Consider the following 17,650-nt stretch of genomic DNA (forward strand, 5'->3'; position numbering starts at 1 on the left):
CTACTTGCCGTCGGGCAGCTCGATCTTGACCTCCAGCACGTCCAGGTTGTCCTGGCGCTCCAGGTTGACCTTGATGTCGTCGGGATTGATCTTGATGTATTTGGAGATCACCGCAATCAGGTCGCGCTGCAAGGCGGGCAGGTAGTCGGGCTCGTGGCTGTGGCGGCCTGAGCGTTCATGCGCCAGAATGATCTGCAGCCGCTCTTTGGCGACGTTGGCGGTTTTTTTCTTTTCACCCAGAAAGAAGGACAGGAAAGAAGCCATGGCGGTTTACTTGCCTCCAAACACACGTTTGAAAAAGCCCACCTTGGGCGCTTCGGTAAAACGCAGGGGTTTGTCTTCACCCAGAAAGCGGGCGATCACGTCTTTGTAGGCTTCAGACACATCGCTGCCTTCCATGTGTACGGCGGGTACGCCCTGATTCGAGGCCTGCAGCACCGACTCGGACTCGGGGATCACGCCGATCAGCTTGATGCGCAGGATGTCCTTGATGTCTTCGAGCGACAACATCTGGCCCTGGTCCACGCGGCTGGGGTTGTAACGCGTGATCAGCAGGTGCTCCTTGATCGGCTCGCCGCCTTCCATGCCTCGTTTGGTCTTGCTGGACAACATGCCGAGGATGCGGTCTGAGTCGCGCACGGACGACACCTCGGGGTTGGTAACCACCAGTGCCTCGTCTGCAAAATGCATGGCCATCAAGGCGCCGGTTTCTATGCCGGCGGGGGAGTCGCAGACGATGTATTCAAAGTCCATGTCGGCCAGGTCTTTGAGCACTTTCTCGACGCCCTCTTTGCTCAGTGCTTCCTTGTCGCGCGTCTGTGAGGCGGCCAGCACGTACAGCTTGTCGCACTGCTTGTCCTTGATCAGCGCCTGGTGCAGGTTGGCTTCGCCCTGAATCACATTGATCAGGTCATACACCACACGGCGCTCGCAGCCCATGATGAGGTCGAGGTTGCGCAGGCCCACGTCAAAGTCGATGACGGCGGTTTTGTGCCCGCGCATGGCCAGACCGGTTGCAAAGCTGGCGCTGGTGGTGGTTTTGCCCACGCCGCCTTTGCCGGAGGTGACCACAATGATTTTTGCCATGCGTAAAAGTCCTTAAAAAAATGGGGGGCGTGTGATGCCACGGGCATCACACTTTGATCAGGTCCATGACCAGCTTGTCGCCATCGGGGCCGGGCACCAGTCGCACTTGTGTGGGCTTGCCCCACACGCCTTCGGGCAGCGGTTTTTCGCTGGTGCGGTAGATGCCGGCAATCGACAGCAGCTCGGGCTCCAGGCTGAGCGCAAAAATGCGTGCATCGGTATCGCCGCGCGCACCGGCCATGGCCTTGCCGCGCAGTGGCGCGTAAACATGGATATGGCCGTCGGCAATCACCTCGGCACCGGCGTTGACCATGGCCAGCAGCACCAGGTCGCGCCCGCGCGCATAGACCTGCTGGCCGGAGCGCAAGGGCTTGTCGATGACCAGTGCGCCGGGGGCGGGTGCTGGTGGCGCTTCGGCTGCCGGGGCCTTGTTGCGTTCGCGTTCGGCCGCGGTGCCGGCTGTGGCCATGCGGGCGTCGGGCGCGGCCACCAGGCCGGCTGCGGTTGCCGCAGCCATTTGCGCTGGGGTGCCGCCGCGCACGGCCAGCGGGGCCACGCGGTAGGGCCGCAGCAGCGCCATCAGGCTGGCGAAGTCCAGCGTATCGGCGTCGGCAGGCAAGTGCGCCAGCTCGATGAGCAGCGGGTCGTTGTCAAAAAAATCAGGGATATCGCCAAAGCGCAGCGCCAGCTCGCGCGACAGCGCGGCCAGGTCGGTGGACTTGAGGAGCAGCGCTACCAGGGGCAGGTTGGCGCTTTTGATTTCAAAGGTGGCGGGGGTACTGGCCGGCAGGGCAACGGTCATGAGGGCGATGGACGGCGCGGTGGTGCGCAGGGAAATGGAAAGGCGGGCAACAAAAAAGGCCGCAGGCGACTGGCCGAAAGGCACGCATCTTAACAGCGGGGCGAGCGCCGTTTGTACGCAGTTGTGAGTGATTGAAACCTGCTGCCCTGTATGGAAGCTGGCATTTGTTCAAGCAAAAAATGCCGCCAGCCCTTGCTGGTTGTGCGTAAGCAGCTATAAAAACAATAGCGTCACGGGGCGCGTTGTGTGTGGTCAATGTTGCGTGCGGTGCCCAGCAAGGTGGCGCACAGCGTTTCTTCACCAGCCGGGTTGACGGCAAAAACATCGGCAGCGCACACCGTGAGCGACCTCCCGGCGCTGACCACGCGGCCACGCGCGCGCAGCAGTGCGCCCTGCGCCGGTGCGATGAGTTTGAGCGTGGCATCCACCGTGGCATTGAGCCAGCCGGGCGGCAGCAAAGTGCCTGCGGCGGCAACGGCTGCAAAGTCGGCAATCGCAAAAACAGCGGTGGCCTGCAACTGGCCGGGCCGGAAAGTGAAGGCCTCCAGCATCGGGATTTCCAGCTCTACCGTGCCGGGCGCGAGCTGGTTGAACTTCAAGCCCAGGGTGCGGGCCATGGGCATGGCCAGCACCAGTTGTTGCAGCTTCTGCAGATGGGCTGTGTGCTCTTCGGTGGTGCGGGTGATTGCGTTCATGGTGTTGCCTTTCGGGGGGTGGACGAGTGGGGCGGCGCCGCGCCGCGGGTTTTGACGCCGGACCAGTCGGGCTTGATCTGGCCGCTTTGCTGCGCGGCCAGGCGCTGGGCTTGTTTGGCCTGCTGCTGGCGCTGCTGCTTTTTCATCCACGCAATGTGCGAGACGACAGTGCGGCGCTGGGTTTGGAGTTGCGTGACCTGCGCATCGATGTCTGCCACGCGCTCTTGCATGGCGTCGACCATGTCTTGCGGGCTGAGCCGGCCGCTGCGATAGGCGGGCAGCCGGTCCGCAATCGCCTTCAGGGAGAAACCGATGGCACGCGACATGGCGATAAACACCACCTCGCGGCGCATGGCCTCGGTGTAGCTGCGGTAGCCGCTGGCACTGCGCGCGGGCGCCAGCAGGCCAAGCTTTTCATAGTGGCGCAGCGCGTGTACCGAGACGCCGGTTTTGGCGGCCAGTTCAGAAATTTGCATGCAGCCAGATTAGCAAGCTTCGCGCTACACGAGGCTTGCCCGGCTGTCACCTGCGCGCCACCGGGCGGGCGGTCCTACAGCCAGGCAGGCGGGTCGCCGATACGCGCCGCGCGCCGGGGGCGTAGATTGAAAGTACCTGTCCCCATGCCTGTTGCGGCATCAAGGAGCCCCGATGAACAATCCAACTGTTGCCCTGGCTGTGTTGCTGACCAGCCTGCTGGCGCTGCCTGCTGCCGTACTGGCGCAGCCAAGCACCATGCCCGACGGCGCCACGCAAGTGTTGCCCGAGATGGGGGTATTGCCGCCGCGCGCGGCAGCCAGCCAGCCGGAAGATCTGAAGCCCAGAAGGCGGCTTGAACTGAAACCGCGCATGAAGTCGGATGAATTGAAGTTGGGCAGGCATCCGGAGATGCGGCCCGAAATGAGCCCCGGCATGCAGCCCAACAGCCAGAAGCCGCTGCGCCCGGCGCCGGACGCGCCGCTGCCCGGCGGGTGAACCCGTAGACAGCACGGTGGACGATTTTGCTGCGGCTTGATGTGAAACAGTGCGGCACCGCGCTGGCCCTGATGCAATGTAGCCTGCTTAGGCGAAAGGAAGCTTATGAGCCCCGCTTGTATGTCCAGGCGTTTATCTCTTGGCGCTGTGTTGCTGCTGGCAGCGGCGGCGGCTGTGGCGCAGGTGCCGGGCGGCATCAACCGCAACCCGGTGTACCGCGAAAGCCTGCCGCCAGCGCCGCCCGTGCTGCCCGACCCGCGCGACTCCAGCACGCGGCCAACCGAGCCACCGGCGCAGCTGCCGACCGATGGCCGTAGCGTGCTGGCAACGCCGCCAGCACCGCAGGCGCCCGCCTCTGCAGCTTCACCTGCTCTTCCCGGCGCTAGCGCGCCGGTGTCAAACCCGGCGGTACGCTGAGTCGGCGGACGCGGCGCTGATGTCGGTGGTCCACAGATCCTGCTCACCGAGCGACAACAGCCCTTGCTCCGCAGGCCGGGTGGCAGAGACCTCTGCCCGGGCACGCGGCACGCGTCTGGTCAGGTGCGCCACGGGCTGTGCCTGCATGCGGCTGCCGCGTTGATGCATGGCAGACACAGGGGTCTGAAACGGTTCAGGTTCGGGCAGCTTGCGCCGGTGCTGGCGCGGCATTTGCCGCTGCGCCGTTGTGGCCCTCGGCTGCGACGGGTTGAAAGCGTGCTGGTAGCTGCGCAACCAGAGCCGCTGGTCGGCATCTGGCGCGGGAGCGTCTTGTGCGCTGACACCAGGGCCGAAGCTCAGGGCGCTCAGTCCGCTGGCTGACAGCGCGTGCGCTACGTAGTCGCTGGAGCCGATGTAGTCCCACTGGGCGCTGCGCTGGGGCGTCAGGATGGCCCAACGCATCTGCGCAAAACGTCGGGCAAAAAACGGGGCCAGCGCTTCGAGAATGTGGTGCTCGGGCTCAAACCAGGCCACGTGCAGCGGCCCGCCTTCGGGGTGGTTGCGAAAGGTCTCGTCCTGCACGCTGCGAAAGCGCATCAGGGCCTTCATTTTGTGCATGTCTTGCTGCACCGCTTGCGCCATGCGCTGGGCCTGGTCCATGTCGGCGTCTTGCGGGTTGTGGCGCAAAGCGGGCTCGTGTGCCAGACGCCACAACAGGCGGTACAGCAGGTCAAAACGGCTGGGTGCGCTGTGCAGAATGACACTTTCGCACAGCGCCACAAACTCGGGCGGGACCTGCACCGGCGGCGCGTCGTTGAAAAGGGCGGTGTTGTCCAGCGGTATGGCAAAGCAGTCTGCGGCAGCATCGCCCCCGGTGTGCCAGCTGACCTGTGCGGGCAGGATCTGGCGGGCCAGCAGCTTGCGCGCGGCGCGCCTGAAACCTTCCAGGTCCACCGGCCCGCGCAACAGCACGGGCAGCAGGGCCTGCGGAAAAAGGTCATTGGTCAGCGGATCGCTCATCACACCCATGCTGTGCTCCTTGGGGGGCTGTTGCTGGAAGCTGAGTTCAATGGTGCGCCCGGCCACACGTTGGGCGCTGTAGGCGACAAGGCCGATTGCGCAGCAGGCGAAAACCCCCGCGCGGCGCTGAAAACGCGAAGCGCCATAGCCACCTTGACCCATGGGCAGCAAGTGCCGGAGGCAGCAGCAGGGGCGGGGTGGGCGGCGGCAAACACTGTATTAATATACAGTGTTTTGGGGTTTTGTACCAGCGCCGCTCAACGCCGGCGGGGGCAGGGCAGCGAGTGAGCGCCTGATCAGGCGCGGGCGTGCTGCCGGGGGGCGGTTTTTCCGCTGGTGTCCTTCTGGCCCAGGCGTTTGGCCCGGGTTTCCATGACAAAAAATGCGGCGGCGGCCAACACCAGCGGCAGCAGGTAATAAATGGCGCGGTAAGCCAGCAGGGCCGCCAGCAGCTGGTGCTGCGGCACCTGATGCGACAGCAGGGCCACAAACACGGCCTCCAGCACGCCCAGGCCGGCAGGCACATGGGTGATGACACCGGCCACTGCCGCAACCAGCAGTACGCTGAGCACCGTCGGGTAGGCGATGCGCTGCTGCAACAACACAAACACCACAAGGCCCATGATCAGCCAGTTGGCAGCGCCCATGGCGACTTGCAGCAGCGCCAGGCGGGCAGAGGGCAACTCCAGCGTATGACCGCGCACGCAGAAACTGCGCTGGCGCGAGAAGGCGCACAGCAGCAGATACACAGCCACCACAGCCAGCAGCGCCAGGCCCAGAATCTGCAGGCCACCACTGCCGATTTTCCAGCCGGGCGGCAGGGCCGGGGTGTGAAAACTGAACAAGACACCGGCCAGCAGCAGGTAGCCGGTCCAGTTGGTCAGCATGCTCAGGGTCCACACGCGGGTGATCTGCCCCACCTGCAGGCCCAGCCGCGAATACAGCCGGTAACGCATGGCCACGCCGCCTATCAGCGAGCCGAGGTTGAGGTTCAGTACATAACTCGTAAAGGTCACCAGCATGACGGTGGGCGCGCGCAATTTGTGGCCGGTGTAGTAGCGGCCCAGCAGATCAAAGCAGCTGTACAACAGCAGGCTCAGGGCCGAAAGTGCAGCGGCCAGCAGCAGTGAGGGCAAGGGGTAGCCACGCAAGGTGGACCAGACCTCTTGCCACTCGATGGCCTTGGCCTGCTCGAACAGCAGCCAGGCAACGCCCGCAAAAAAAAGCAGTGTGGCGCCGCGCTTGAGCCAGGGCCACCACGCCTTGCCGCGAATGCCGCGGGGCCTGGTGGCGGTGTGGGCGGCGGCTTTGCGGCTCACGAGGCCTTGCCCTCGTTGATGTGGTCGACATGGGTATCGCCCAGCAGCTTGTTGGCCAGCGTCAGGCGCGGTGTGTGTGCTGGCAGCCAGCCAAACCAGGCGGGGTAACGCCGCAGCAGGTGAAACACAAAGAAGCTGCGCAGCTTGACCCACAGGCTTGACTGCGGCAGATCGCTGCTGTTGATCTGTGTGCAGCTGTCGGCCATCAACTGCTCCAGGTGTTCACCCAGGTGCTGGTTGAAAGCCCGGTCCTTGATGATGACGTTGGCCTCAAGATTGAGCGACAGGCTGAGCGGGTCGAGGTTGCTGGAGCCGACGGTGGACCATTCGTCGTCGGTCAGGGCCACCTTGCCATGCAGCGGGCGCTCGCTGTATTCATACACTTTGACACCCGCGCCCAGCAGGGAGCGGTAGAGCAGGCTGGCGGCGATTTTGACAATCGGCATGTCGGGCTCGCCTTGCAGGATCAGCCGCACGTCGACACCGCGCCTGGCCGCCTTGCGCAGTTGACGCAGCAGCCGGTAACCCGGGAAAAAATAGGCGTTGGCAATGATGATGCGATGCCGCGCGCCCCGAATGGCGATGCGGTAGTGACGCTCAATCTCGCTGGTGTGCTCGCGGTTGTCGCGCGTCACCAGCATGGCCTGCGCGCTTCCGGCGGCCGGCGGCGCGGCGCGTGCGGGCGGTTGGGGTTTGCGCCGCAAGAACTGTTTCAGGCGGCCGCCCTGCGGGGGCTGGCCCAGGCGCAACTGCTCGCGCACAAACTGCTCGATGTGCGCCACCAGCGGTCCTTCGATCTCAACCGCGTAGTCCTGCTTGGACTCGGGGCCATAGTCGGCCAGGTGGTCGGCGGAATAGTTGATGCCACCGACAAAGGCGCGCTCGCCATCGACCACCACAATCTTGCGGTGCATGCGCCGGAACAGGTTGGTGCGGTAACCCCACAGGCGCGGGCTGGGGTCAAACACATGCACCCGCACGCCAGCGTCGGTCAATGCGGTGATGTAGCCGGGCGACAGATCGGGCGAACCATAACCGTCGATGGTGATGTCCACCTGCACACCGCGTGTGGCCGCACCCAGCAGGGCTTGCTGCAGGGCCTTGCCGACCTTGTCTTCAAACAGGATGAAGGTTTCGAGAATGACTTCGCGTTTGGCAGCGGCAATGCATTCAAAGACGCGCGGAAAAAAATCCTCGCCGTTGACCAGCAGCTTGAGCCGGTTGCCGTCTACCCAGGGGTTCATATCTCAATCTCTGCGGCCAGCGGTGCGTGGTCAGACAGATGCGACCAGGGTTTGAGAGGCAGCACCACCGGGGCATGGCCAATGGCGTTGCGCACATAAATGCGGTCCAGTGGCAGCAGCGGAAAACGAGCAGGGAAAGTGCGCGCGGCCTTGCCGTTGGCCTGCACAAACACCTCATGCATGCCGGCGCCCTTCTCGAGCACGTCGTGTGCGCGGCGGCGCCAGTCGTTGAAGTCGCCGGCAGCAATCACCGGGCAGCCCGGCGGAATGTCGGTGCGTACCAGGTCGCACAACATATTGAGTTGTTTCAGTCGGTGTGACTCCGCCAGGCCCAGGTGGACACAGATGGCGTGGACATGGGTTTCGCGGCCTGGGATCTGCAGCACGCAGTGCAGCAAGCCGCGCCGCTCGGGGCCGCTGATGGAGACGTCGCGGTTTTCAAAACTGACGATGGGAAACTTGGACAGCACCGCGTTGCCGTGGTGGCCGTTGGTGTACACCGCGTTGCGGCCGTAGGCAAATTGCGGCCAGATGCTGTCGGCCAGAAATTCGTAATGCGGTGTCACCGGGTAGTTGGCCACCTTGCTTTCGTGCCGGGCATGGGTGCCCGTGACTTCTTGCAGAAACACCACGTCGGCCCCCACCGTGCGCACCGCTTCGCGCAGCTCATGCAGGATGAACTTGCGGTTGAAGAAGGTAAAGCCCTTGTGGATGTTGACCGTGAGCACCTTGATGGAAAAACTCAGGGCAGCGGCGGCAATGACCTGTTGCGTTTCAGCCAGCACGTCGGCGTCGACACGCGGCGGGGCAGTTACGGCCACAGCTTCGCTGACCTGGATGAGGGATTCAGAAGGGAGCATGGGTCAGGATAGAGGTCAAAAGCCTATTGTCGGACGGACGGACGCGCAAAAACTGTAGGACAGCAAGCTCATTTGCGGTGTGTCAAGCGCGGCAGGCGTAGCGCGGGGCTTTGTGAACGCGGCGTAAAGGCCGGCGTCCTACGCACAGCAAGGGGGCTTTCCGGCAGGGCGGAGCCGCGTTGGGCAGTAAATTTGAATCAACCGGTGCCGACAAGGCTCCGGTGCCTGCAGATGCCTTTCCGGGCGCCTTGCAGGTTGGCAGTTACTTCAGAAGGTCATGACCTGTCCTGACCTGCCTGTTTCATCACAAGGAGTTTGAAATGAACAAGTTTTCCATGCGTTCCCTTTCTGCCGCTGCGGCCCTGACCGCCACGCTGGCTTTTGCAGCCCATGCCCAGGTGGGTGTCGGCGCTGACGTCGGTGTGCGCACCGGTGTCAACAACAACATCAGCAGCGACGTGCGTGCCAATGCAGGCGTTGGCGTGAACACCACCGCCTCTTCGTACGGCACGGCTACACGCAGCGACAGCTCGATGGGAGCCAACACCGACACCCGTGCCAGCGCCAACACCCGGGTGTCGGGCGAGGGCGTGAAGGGTGCCGTGAGCCGCACGGGTAACCGTGTGGAAAGCGGGGTGGTGCGCGGCGCCAACGCCACCAAGCGTGTGGCCAACCGTGCCGCCAACTCGGTGGGCAATGTGGCCCGCCGCGCTGGTGCCGGCGTCCAGAACGCCCTGCCAGCCGGCGCTCGCGCCAATGGCCAGGCCGGGGTGCAGGGCTCAGGCAGCATAGGCACGGATGGCGGCACGCCGAAGTAAGGCGATCTGCTCAGGGCCGGGCTGCGGTGATTTGCCGCAGCCCGGCTTTTTTTCGCCCGCCGCGCGCTGCGTTGTGCCTTATGCTGCAAGTCGAGTTGTTGAAAGGACTTGCCATGCCACGCGCCCTGCTGGACGAATCACACATCCACCCCGCCATTCGTGAAAAAATTGCACGGCACCAGCAGGCCATGGTTCTGGAGGTGCAGTCTGCACTGGCCGCACATGCCGTAGTGGTTGTCGGCATGGGGATGAACCCGTTTCCGCGCAAGGCGCGGCGTGCGCTGGAGGCTGCCGGGGTCGCGCACCACTACCTGGAATACGGCAGCTACTTCAACACCTGGCGTGAGCGCAATGCGCTGAAGATGTGGACCGGCTGGCCGACTTTTCCCATGGTCTTTGTACGCGGCACTTTGGTGGGTGGCGCTACCGAGCTGGACAAGCTGATTGCCAGCGGCGAGCTGAAGGCCTTGCTGGGCACCTGAGCGACGAGCGTGGGGGCCCTATTTCGGCCGTGGCCGTGACAGGCCCCGGTCCGGCTGTGACAGAGTGCCGGCGCGCAGCGCTGCGACCGCATTGGCCACCGCACTGGCGACGTTGCGAACCTCGGCCTGCATCGGCTTGTCGGCGTCCAGCGCGTCGTGGCTGGTGGCGTAGGGCTCGTAATAACCCACGTAGCGGTCCAGCCGTGCCTGGGCGCCGGCGTCTATCAGGCCCATCCAGTCCAGCCAGTCGGACAGGCCGCGGCGCGAACCTTCAATACCTGCCACATCGCCATGTACGACCATGCCGTAGACGCGACCGGCCAGATGTTTCGGGTAGTCCCAGCCTTTGAGCTCCAGCGCCTTGGCTTTGGCGGGTTTTTTGCCCTGGGTGCTGGTCGGGTCGGGGTTGCCGCCGTCGGCGCAGACCAGCCGGTCTATCATGAGTTTGAGCGGACTCGGTGACTGGTACCAGTACACCGGGGTCAGCAGGATGACGCCGTGGGCGGCGGTCCAGCGCTCATAGATCTCGTTCATCCAGTCGCTGGTTTGGCCCAGCGAATGATTCGGGTAACAGCTGCAGGGCCAGTGGCACAGCGGCATGGCGGTGGAGGCGCAGCCCTTGCATGGGTGGATGTTCAGGTGGTAGCTGGAGGTCAGCAGGCTCAGGTCCAGCACGTCGGCTTCGATATTGGCGGCCTGTAATGTTTCTTCTGCCCACTTGACCATGCGCCAGGTTTTGGAGACCTCTCCGGGGCAGGTGCCGTCGTTGCGCGCCGAGCCGCAAACCAGCAGCACGCGTGACGGCGACGCGGGGTCTTGCCAGGCGGCCTGGGCTTGCTGGATGCGCTCGCGGGTTTGCAGCCACTCGACCGAGAGTTCGTAGTCGGGGTCGGCATACCCGGGCCCGGCCTTGCGCGTCCGCGGCGCCTTGCGGCCTTCCAGGTAAGCGTCCCAGGCGATGGCTTCGACGCGGGAGATGGCCTGGGCCTCGGCTTCGAAGGCCGGGTCCATGAAGGACTCCATGAATCGGTCGTGAAACTGGTTGCGCGACAACGCGGCTGGCGCCTGGCCTTTGCGGATTTCTGTCATGCCGCCAGTTTAGGCAGGCGTTTTGCCCGCGCAGACGGTGAGCGTATTTGTCCTACGCGACATCGCGCAACCGGCTGGCTGGGCGTGTTGAGGGATAAAAAGTGGCTCCAGCCCTTATGGGTTGTGCGTAAGCAGCTATAAAAAAAGTAGCAACTTCAAAGCGGGCGCCGACAAAGAAAGACCTGCAGCACGCCCGTCAGGACGTGGTGCAGGCCGTTGCGGGAGCAGCCGGTGCGGCTGCTCCTGGCGAAGGCTTAGCCTTTGTGCTGCTGGCCGTGGCCGCCGCCATGGCCCATGCCGCCTTTGCCACCCATGCCGCCTTTGCCCATGCGCTGGCTGTCAAACACCTTTTTCTGGTCGGCAGTCAGCGCCGCATAAAAGGTTTTGGTGGCTTCGCCGCGTTTGTCCATGCTGGTGTTCATCTCGGCCATGTGCTGGCTGCGCAGGGTGCGCATCTTGTCGATGCGCTCGGGGGTTGGCAGTTTCTCCAGGTCGGCACGTTGCTCGGGCGTCATGCGGGTACCGTGGGCGGGTGGCTGCATGCTGGCGGTGAAGGTGGTCCAGGCGCCTTCCTGGGCCGGTGTGAGTTTGAGCTTGGCCTTGAGCTCAGCCTGGTGCTGCGCCATGCGCGCCTGCATTTGGGCGGGGTCGTGGCGGCCCATGCGCTCACCGTGGTGTCCGGCGGGTTGGGCCGGCGCTGCGGCGGTAGCAGGGGGCACTGGCGCTGCCGGTGCCATGGTCTGCGCGGTGGCCGCCAGGGCGGCGGTGGCCATGATGCCGGCCAGCAGCAGGGTGTTGAGGGATTTGAGGGGCTGGAATGTCGAGGTCATGTGCGCTTTCCTTTGTGGGGGTGTACGCCTGGTACCGGGAGTGGCGTCAGGTTGAAAGCGAGTTTGAGCGGCCTGTGTCAATGCGCCATGAGGCGACGGTGAGGATTTCGTAAAGTTTTTAGACGATTTGCTGTTTGGCTGCCGACTGGCCGGCCAGGTCGTCGAGGATGGGGCAGTCGGGCCGGTCGTTGCCCTGGCAGCCATGGACCAGGTGGGCCAGGGTGTGTTGCATGGCCTGCATGGCGGCGATGCGCTGGGCCAGGTCGTCGGCATGTTTTTGTGCAATGCGCCGCACGCTGGCGCTGGCGCGGCGGCGGTTTTGCCACAGGCTGACCAGCTCGGCAATCTCGGCCATCGAAAACCCGAGATCTCGTGAGCGCTTGATGAAGCGCAGCGTGTGCACCTCGGCGCTGCTGTACTGGCGGTAGCCGCTGTCACTGCGCTGCACTTGCGGCAGCAGCCCCAGTGACTCGTAGTGCCGCACCATCTTGGCCGACACGCCGGACTGGCGCGCCGCCTCGCCAATGTTCATGGGTGCGCTCATGTGGTGGCGTAGCCCTCTTCGGAGATCGCGGCGATGATGGCCTCTCTGGGCTGGTCCGACTGCACGTCCACCTTGCCTGTCGCGCGCTCGATCCTGACTTCGGCCTGCGGATCGATGGTTTTGACGGCCTGGGTGACGGCGCGTTCGCAGTGGCCGCAGGTCATGCCCTGTACGTTGAAGGTCTGGTTCATGGTGTGTCCTTTTGGTTTGAAATGGAAGCCTGTAGCTTGAACCCTGCCACCATGGTAAGGTCAAGCGGCCTCCATGCAAACCCTTGATCGCGGTGGGGTTGATCTGCGTCAAGGCTTGACCTTGCCATGATGTCAAAGTTGATCATTCGGCCATGAACACCTTTACCCCCCCCTCCTCTTCCTCTTCCTCTTCCTCCACCCTGGACCTTGGCGTTGGCGGCATGACCTGCGCGTCGTGTGTGTCACGTGTTGAGAAGGCCCTGAAGAAAGTACCCGGTGTGCAAGAGGCCACCGTCAACCTGGCGACCGAGTCCGCGCGGGTGTTGTATGCCCCCTCTGCGCAAATGGATGCGCAGCTGCGCCGCGCGGTGCGCAACGCGGGCTACGAGCCGCGAGCAGCCGAGGCGGCCCTGCCGGAAGACCTGTCGCCCTGGGCTGGCTTTCTGCCGGTGGCCGTGGGCCTGCTGCTGTCGGCGCCGCTGCTGTTCCCGATGATCGGTGACCTGTTTGGCAAACACTGGATGCTCCCGGCCTGGCAGCAGTTTTTGCTGGCAACGCCGGTGCAATTCATTCTGGGCGCGCGTTTTTACAAGGCCGGCTGGCATGCACTGAAGGCCCTGACCGGCAACATGGACTTGCTGGTGGCGATAGGCACCAGCGCCGGCTGGGGTCTGTCGATGTGGCTCTGGCTCAGTGCTGAGCCCGACACCATGGTGCATCTTTATTTCGAGGCCTCAGCCGTGGTGGTAACGCTGGTGCTGCTGGGCAAGTGGCTGGAGGCGCGTGCCAAGCGCCAGACCACGGCGGCGATACGGGCGCTGCATGCCCTGCGCCCGGAGACGGCGCATGTGTTGCAGCCGGGCGGCGAAGAAGTCGACCTGCCGGTGGCCGAGGTGCTGCTGGGCGACCGGCTGGTGGTACGCCCCGGCGAACGCATTCCGATGGACGGGCTGCTGCAGGACGGGCAGACGCAGGTGGACGAATCCATGCTGACGGGCGAGCCGCTGCCGGTGGCCAAACAGGCTGGCGACAAACTGACGGGCGGCAGCATCAATGGTGATGGGCGCGTGGTGCTGCAGGTCAGCGCGGTGGGCAGCGAAAGTGTGCTGGCTCAGATCATCCGGCTGGTAGAAGACGCGCAGGCTGCCAAAGCGCCTATCCAGCGTCTGGTGGACCAGGTGTCTGCCGTGTTTGTGCCGGTGGTGCTGGTGATTGCGCTGGCCACCTTGCTGGGCTGGTGGTGGCAGGGTGCGGGGCTGGAGACGGCGCTGATCCATGCGGTGGCGGTGCTGGTGATTGCCTGTCCGTGTGCGCTGGGGCTGGCCACGCCGGCGGCCATCATGGCCGGTACCGGTGTGGCGGCAAAAAACGGCATTCTGATCAAGGACGCGCAGGCGCTGGAGCTGGCGCACAAGGTGGATACGGTGGCGTTTGACAAGACCGGCACCCTGACCGTAGGCCGGCCCCGGATGGTGGCCTTTGTGGTGGCACCTGACTCGGATGAGGCGCAGCAATTGGCGGTGGCCGCCAGCCTGCAAAGCGGCAGCGAACACCCGCTGGCGCGCGCTGTGGTGACCGCTGCGCAGGAGCGCGGCATGACGGTGGCGCAGCCCGACGGCCTGCGCGCCGTGCCGGGCCGAGGCAGCGAAGGCGAAGTGGGTGCGCGCAGCTACCTGATCGGTAGCCTGCGCTGGATGCAAGAGCTGGGGGTAGGCTTGGGTGCGCTGGCGCCCGAGGCGGCGCGTTTGCAGGCAGAAGGCGCCACTTTGTCGGTGCTGGTCGAAAGGGTCACGCAGGGCCTGACCGTTCGGGCCCTGATGGCTTTTGCCGACGAGTCCAAGCCCGAGGCCAGGCAGGCCCTGGCGCTGCTGCGTGCGCGCGGCATCCGAATCGTGATGATTTCCGGCGACAACCGCGGCGCGGCACTGGCCATGGGCGCGCGGCTGGGGCTGGGCGCTGACGAGATCATGGCCGAGGTGCTGCCGGGCGACAAGGCCGCGAAAGTGGCTGAGCTGAAGGCCGGGGGTCATACCGTGGTCATGGTTGGGGATGGCGTGAATGACGCACCGGCGCTTGCAGCGGCGGATGTCGGCATGGCCATGGGCACCGGTACCGATGTGGCCATGCATGCCGCTGGCATCACGCTGATGCGCGGCGACTTGGCGCTGGTGGCTGGCGCGCTGGACATCTCGCACCGCACCGTGATGAAAATACGGCAGAACCTGTTCTGGGCCTTTGCCTACAACGTGGCCGGCATTCCCCTGGCGGCGCTGGGATTTTTGAGTCCGGTGGTGGCGGGCGCGGCGATGGCGCTGTCCAGCGTCAGCGTGATCTCCAATGCGCTGCTGCTCAAACGCTGGCGCCTGCGCAAGGCTTGAGGTAAATCAAGGCGGGTGCGTGGCTGCTGTGCCATCGTGCAGCCATGCCCCACACCACCCTGCAAATCATCCGTGATGAACACGCCGCCCTGGCGGCGGTGTTGCGCTCGCTTTTGATGATGCTGGAGCGCGGCCCCGACGATGAGCCGGAACGCTTTTTTGACGTGCTGCGCGCCATGCTGTTTTACATCGACGAGTTTCCCGAGCGGCGCCACCACCCCAAGGAGTCGGACCTGCTGTTTCCCCGGCTGGTGCGTGCCGCGCCCGAGTTGATGCCGGTGATAGAGCGGCTGGAAGCCGACCACATGAGCGGCGAAGGCAAGGTGCGGGAACTGCAGCATTTGTTGCTAGGCTGGGAGCTGATTGGTGAGTCGCGGCGCGGCTCTTTCACCGACACCGCCCGGGTGTATGTGGCTTTTTACATGACGCACATGCGAACCGAAGAAACGCTGGTGTTGCCTGCCGCTGAAAAAGCGCTGGCCGCTTCTGACTGGGCCGAGCTGGACGCCGCGTTTTCCCGTGACCGCGATCCGCTCGTCGGTGGCTTGCGTGACCCTTGTTACGAGCGGCTCTTCACACGGATTGTGCTGACGGCGCCGGCGCCTATTGGGGTGGGCGCGGCCTGAGCGAAAAACCTTGGTCTTTTCGGGCCCTAGCCCTTATGAGGCCTGTGTAAACAGCTATCAATAACATAGCGAATCGGGTGATCACCCGCGACCAATCCGGGCCCACACTCCTAGAACGATTGTTTGAAGCCGACGCTGACAAGACCCTGGCGGTTGTTGCGGCCCAGCGTCGCATCCAGTTGCAAGCTGGGGCTCAGGTCTTTGCGTGCGCCGATCTGGAAGGTCGGTTTGGCCAGACGTTGGCCGAAGGCTTCGGCGTGTACGGTGACCGGGCCCCACTCGCGCTCATGCGCCAGGCCCCAGGTGCCCACGCCCGGCCCACCCGACGCGCGCTGCGCACCGAGGTTGACGTGGGTTGAGCCCAGGGCGCTGTTGCAGGTCAGCAGGCCATTGAGGTAAGGCGTGGTACCGCTTTGCCCGCGGGTCTGGCTGGCGCCCAGTACGGCGGCAGGGTTGCACCCGTTGTCTAGCGAAGGCGTGATGCGCCACTTGGCCTGCAGCGACTGGCTGGTGCTGGCCGCCGTGCGGTCGCGCGTGACGGATGCGCCCAGCTCCAGGCCATCGATCGGTGCATAAGCCGGCGCCACGGTGAAGGTGTTGGCCCGGCCCGGCTGGCGCGCATACCAGCCCTCGACATGGCCGCTGCCGGCGTCATCGGTGTTGGCGTCGTCCACTGTCAAGGGGCGGCCGGCGTTGGCAAAGCCGCAGGCCAGCAGGCTGGCGGCAAGCAACAGGCGCGGGAGCAGGGGTGCAGTAGAGGGGGTTTTCATGCCGCGCAGTTTAGCGCGGCATCGCAGGCTCAGGCCATTGCGGGGTAGTCGGTGTAGCCCTTTTCGCGGCCACCGTAGAAGGTGGTTTTGTCGGGCGTGTTGAGGGCTGCGTTGGCACGCAGGCGCTCGACCAGATCCGGGTTGGCGATGTAGGGCCGGCCGAAGGCCACCAGGTCAGCGCCCTCGGCAACGGCTTTTTCAGCCAGCGCCTTGTCATACCCGTTGTTGACCATCCAGGCGCCCTTGCCGCCTGCTGTGCGGTAGGCGGCCTTGAGCGCGGCGTAGTCAAACGGCCGCTCGCTGAGGTCGCGCGGGCCGCCAGTGGCGCCTTCAATGATGTGGATGTAGGCCAGGTTCAGGCTGGCCAGTTGTTTGACCACGTAGTCAAACAGCGGTTGCGGGTCAGTGTCATAGGCATCGTTGGCCGGGGTGACCGGGGACAGGCGGATGCCGGTTTTGCCGCCACCGACGGCGCTGGTGACAGCGCGGGTCACTTCCAGCAGCAGGCGGGCGCGGTTTTCGATGCTGCCGCCGTAGTCGTCGCTGCGCAGGTTGGAGCCGCTTTTGAGAAACTGGTCCAGCAGGTAGCCGTTGGCCCCGTGGATTTCGACGCCGTCAAAACCGGCGGTGTCCACCGCATTGCGCGCCGCCGCCTGGTAGCTGTGCACAATGCCGGGCAGCTCACTGGCGTCTAGCGCGCGCGGCTCTGAGGTTTCTACAAAGGCCGGCACCCCGTCCTTGATCAGCACGGTTTTGGTTTTGGCGGTGATGGCCGAGGGCGCCACCGGTTTGCCGCCGTCAGGCTGCAAGTCGGTGTGCGAGACGCGGCCCACATGCCAGAGCTGCACCACAATTTTTCCGCCCTTCGCATGCACGGCTTCGGTGACGTTTTTCCAGCTGTCGAGTTGTTCGGTGCCGTACAGGCCCGGTACATCCGAGTAGCCCTGGGCCTGGTGGCTGATGGCGGTGGCTTCGGTGATCAGCAGACCGGCGCTGGCGCGCTGGGCATAGTAGGTGGCGGCAATGTCCGGCGGAATCGCGTCGGGGGAGCGGTTGCGCGTGAGCGGTGCCATGACGATGCGGTTGGCCAGGTGCAGGTCACCGGCTTGGGTGGGGTCGAAGAGGGTGGGCATGGAGGTCCGTTGGTGGTGAAGTTGTTGGGAATGGCCTGCAGTGTGGGCTGATCTGAATTGGCTTGTGCGGGACGGGTTGCTGGATTCGTGATAGTTGCAGATGGGGCTGGGTTGCAAAATTTCCGAAAAATTTTGGCATACCGTAGCGGCTGCGGTGTGCACTGAGCCTGCTGGCCGGGGGTTGCCCCGGCGGCAAGGGATTCCTGATCGGCCTCATGCAGCGTTGAGGGTGCGCCTGCAAGCCGGGTCTCGCCCCGGCGGGCGACTCACTTTCTCTTGCGTCGCTGTATAGACCGGAGACATGGGAAACAGGTGTGCGGAGACATAGGAAACACCTTGGAATCTCATCAGGCTTGCGTCAGGGTATTCAAGTC

At 64.5% G+C, this 17,650-nt stretch carries 21 protein-coding genes; 6 read left to right on the forward strand and 15 right to left on the reverse strand.

Going from position 1 to position 17,650, the window contains the following annotated elements; genetic code table 11:
- From minE to Q8L50_RS14380, 5 genes are all read right to left on the reverse strand, one after another.
- Complete coding sequence (minE, locus tag Q8L50_RS14360; RefSeq protein ID WP_305349315.1) at positions 1-264, reverse strand: cell division topological specificity factor MinE; 264 nt, start codon at positions 262-264, stop codon at positions 1-3.
- A 6-nt stretch (positions 265-270) separates the two neighbouring features.
- The gene (gene minD / locus Q8L50_RS14365) at positions 271-1,086 is read right to left on the reverse strand and encodes a septum site-determining protein MinD (protein ID WP_305349316.1); all 816 of its coding nucleotides are present in this window, start codon (positions 1,084-1,086) and stop codon (positions 271-273) included.
- Between the two features lie 46 nt (positions 1,087-1,132).
- Positions 1,133-1,888, reverse strand: a complete 756-nt coding sequence (gene minC, locus Q8L50_RS14370; protein WP_305349317.1) for a septum site-determining protein MinC — start codon at positions 1,886-1,888, stop codon at positions 1,133-1,135.
- A 230-nt stretch (positions 1,889-2,118) separates the two neighbouring features.
- Complete coding sequence (locus Q8L50_RS14375; protein ID WP_305349318.1) at positions 2,119-2,583, reverse strand: PaaI family thioesterase; 465 nt, start codon at positions 2,581-2,583, stop codon at positions 2,119-2,121.
- The gene (locus Q8L50_RS14380; RefSeq protein ID WP_305349319.1) at positions 2,580-3,059 is read right to left on the reverse strand and encodes a MerR family transcriptional regulator; all 480 of its coding nucleotides are present in this window, start codon (positions 3,057-3,059) and stop codon (positions 2,580-2,582) included. The genes Q8L50_RS14375 and Q8L50_RS14380 overlap by 4 nt, the downstream gene beginning before the upstream one ends.
- 172 nt (positions 3,060-3,231) lie before the next feature.
- On the opposite strand from Q8L50_RS14380, the gene Q8L50_RS14385 reads away from it, so the two are divergent.
- On the forward strand, positions 3,232-3,555 hold the full coding sequence (locus Q8L50_RS14385) for a hypothetical protein (RefSeq protein ID WP_305349320.1): 324 nt from the start codon (positions 3,232-3,234) through the stop codon (positions 3,553-3,555).
- Between the two features lie 120 nt (positions 3,556-3,675).
- Positions 3,676-3,972, forward strand: a complete 297-nt coding sequence (locus tag Q8L50_RS14390) for a hypothetical protein (protein WP_305349321.1) — start codon at positions 3,676-3,678, stop codon at positions 3,970-3,972.
- Here the strand turns inward: Q8L50_RS14390 and Q8L50_RS14395 are convergent.
- The 4 genes from Q8L50_RS14395 to Q8L50_RS14410 form a co-directional block, all read right to left on the reverse strand.
- The gene (locus tag Q8L50_RS14395; protein WP_305349322.1) at positions 3,952-5,154 is read right to left on the reverse strand and encodes a TIGR03915 family putative DNA repair protein; all 1,203 of its coding nucleotides are present in this window, start codon (positions 5,152-5,154) and stop codon (positions 3,952-3,954) included. The two genes, Q8L50_RS14390 and Q8L50_RS14395, sit on opposite strands and share 21 nt — an antisense overlap.
- Before the next feature lie 134 nt (positions 5,155-5,288).
- Positions 5,289-6,311 carry a lysylphosphatidylglycerol synthase domain-containing protein gene (locus Q8L50_RS14400; RefSeq protein ID WP_305349323.1) on the reverse strand — a complete coding sequence of 341 codons (1,023 nt, stop codon included), beginning with the start codon at positions 6,309-6,311 and terminating at the stop codon, positions 5,289-5,291.
- Positions 6,308-7,555 carry a cardiolipin synthase ClsB gene (clsB, locus tag Q8L50_RS14405; RefSeq protein WP_305349324.1) on the reverse strand — a complete coding sequence of 416 codons (1,248 nt, stop codon included), beginning with the start codon at positions 7,553-7,555 and terminating at the stop codon, positions 6,308-6,310. The genes Q8L50_RS14400 and clsB overlap by 4 nt, the downstream gene beginning before the upstream one ends.
- Complete coding sequence (locus tag Q8L50_RS14410) at positions 7,552-8,415, reverse strand: endonuclease/exonuclease/phosphatase family protein (protein ID WP_305349325.1); 864 nt, start codon at positions 8,413-8,415, stop codon at positions 7,552-7,554. Before Q8L50_RS14410 ends, clsB begins: the two co-directional genes overlap by 4 nt.
- A gap of 320 nt (positions 8,416-8,735) precedes the next feature.
- Here Q8L50_RS14410 and Q8L50_RS14415 point away from each other — a divergent pair, with 320 nt between their 5' ends.
- Entirely contained in the window at positions 8,736-9,233 is a 498-nt protein-coding gene (locus Q8L50_RS14415; RefSeq protein ID WP_305349326.1) for a hypothetical protein, read from the forward strand.
- Positions 9,234-9,346: 113 nt separating this feature from the next.
- Positions 9,347-9,715 (forward strand): glutaredoxin domain-containing protein, encoded by a 369-nt coding sequence (locus Q8L50_RS14420; RefSeq protein WP_305349327.1) that lies wholly within the window; start codon positions 9,347-9,349, stop codon positions 9,713-9,715.
- An 18-nt stretch (positions 9,716-9,733) separates the two neighbouring features.
- Here the strand turns inward: Q8L50_RS14420 and Q8L50_RS14425 are convergent, their stop codons facing one another.
- From Q8L50_RS14425 to Q8L50_RS14440, 4 genes are all read right to left on the reverse strand, one after another.
- On the reverse strand, positions 9,734-10,804 hold the full coding sequence (locus tag Q8L50_RS14425; protein ID WP_305349328.1) for a flavodoxin family protein: 1,071 nt from the start codon (positions 10,802-10,804) through the stop codon (positions 9,734-9,736).
- A 254-nt stretch (positions 10,805-11,058) separates the two neighbouring features.
- The gene (locus Q8L50_RS14430) at positions 11,059-11,634 is read right to left on the reverse strand and encodes a Spy/CpxP family protein refolding chaperone (protein WP_305349329.1); all 576 of its coding nucleotides are present in this window, start codon (positions 11,632-11,634) and stop codon (positions 11,059-11,061) included.
- 118 nt (positions 11,635-11,752) lie between these two features.
- Complete coding sequence (gene cueR / locus Q8L50_RS14435; protein WP_305349330.1) at positions 11,753-12,178, reverse strand: Cu(I)-responsive transcriptional regulator; 426 nt, start codon at positions 12,176-12,178, stop codon at positions 11,753-11,755.
- Entirely contained in the window at positions 12,175-12,369 is a 195-nt protein-coding gene (locus Q8L50_RS14440; RefSeq protein ID WP_305349331.1) for a heavy-metal-associated domain-containing protein, read from the reverse strand. Before Q8L50_RS14440 ends, cueR begins: the two co-directional genes overlap by 4 nt.
- A 152-nt stretch (positions 12,370-12,521) precedes the next feature.
- Between Q8L50_RS14440 and Q8L50_RS14445 the strand changes: the two genes are divergently transcribed.
- Positions 12,522-14,747: a cation-translocating P-type ATPase gene (locus Q8L50_RS14445; RefSeq protein ID WP_305349332.1), complete on the forward strand. Its 2,226-nt coding sequence runs from the start codon at positions 12,522-12,524 to the stop codon at positions 14,745-14,747.
- A gap of 44 nt (positions 14,748-14,791) precedes the next feature.
- On the forward strand, positions 14,792-15,373 hold the full coding sequence (locus Q8L50_RS14450) for a hemerythrin domain-containing protein (RefSeq protein ID WP_305349333.1): 582 nt from the start codon (positions 14,792-14,794) through the stop codon (positions 15,371-15,373).
- 110 nt (positions 15,374-15,483) lie between these two features.
- On the opposite strand, the gene Q8L50_RS14455 is transcribed toward Q8L50_RS14450, so the two are convergent.
- Entirely contained in the window at positions 15,484-16,143 is a 660-nt protein-coding gene (locus Q8L50_RS14455) for a hypothetical protein (RefSeq protein ID WP_305349334.1), read from the reverse strand.
- Positions 16,144-16,172: 29 nt separating this feature from the next.
- Positions 16,173-17,276, reverse strand: a complete 1,104-nt coding sequence (locus Q8L50_RS14460) for an alkene reductase (protein ID WP_305349335.1) — start codon at positions 17,274-17,276, stop codon at positions 16,173-16,175.
- Positions 17,277-17,650 lie beyond the last annotated feature (374 nt).

The sequence above is a fragment of the Polaromonas sp. genome, from assembly GCF_030680935.1.
In the GTDB taxonomy this organism is placed as follows: Bacteria; Pseudomonadota; Gammaproteobacteria; order Burkholderiales; family Burkholderiaceae_C; genus Polaromonas.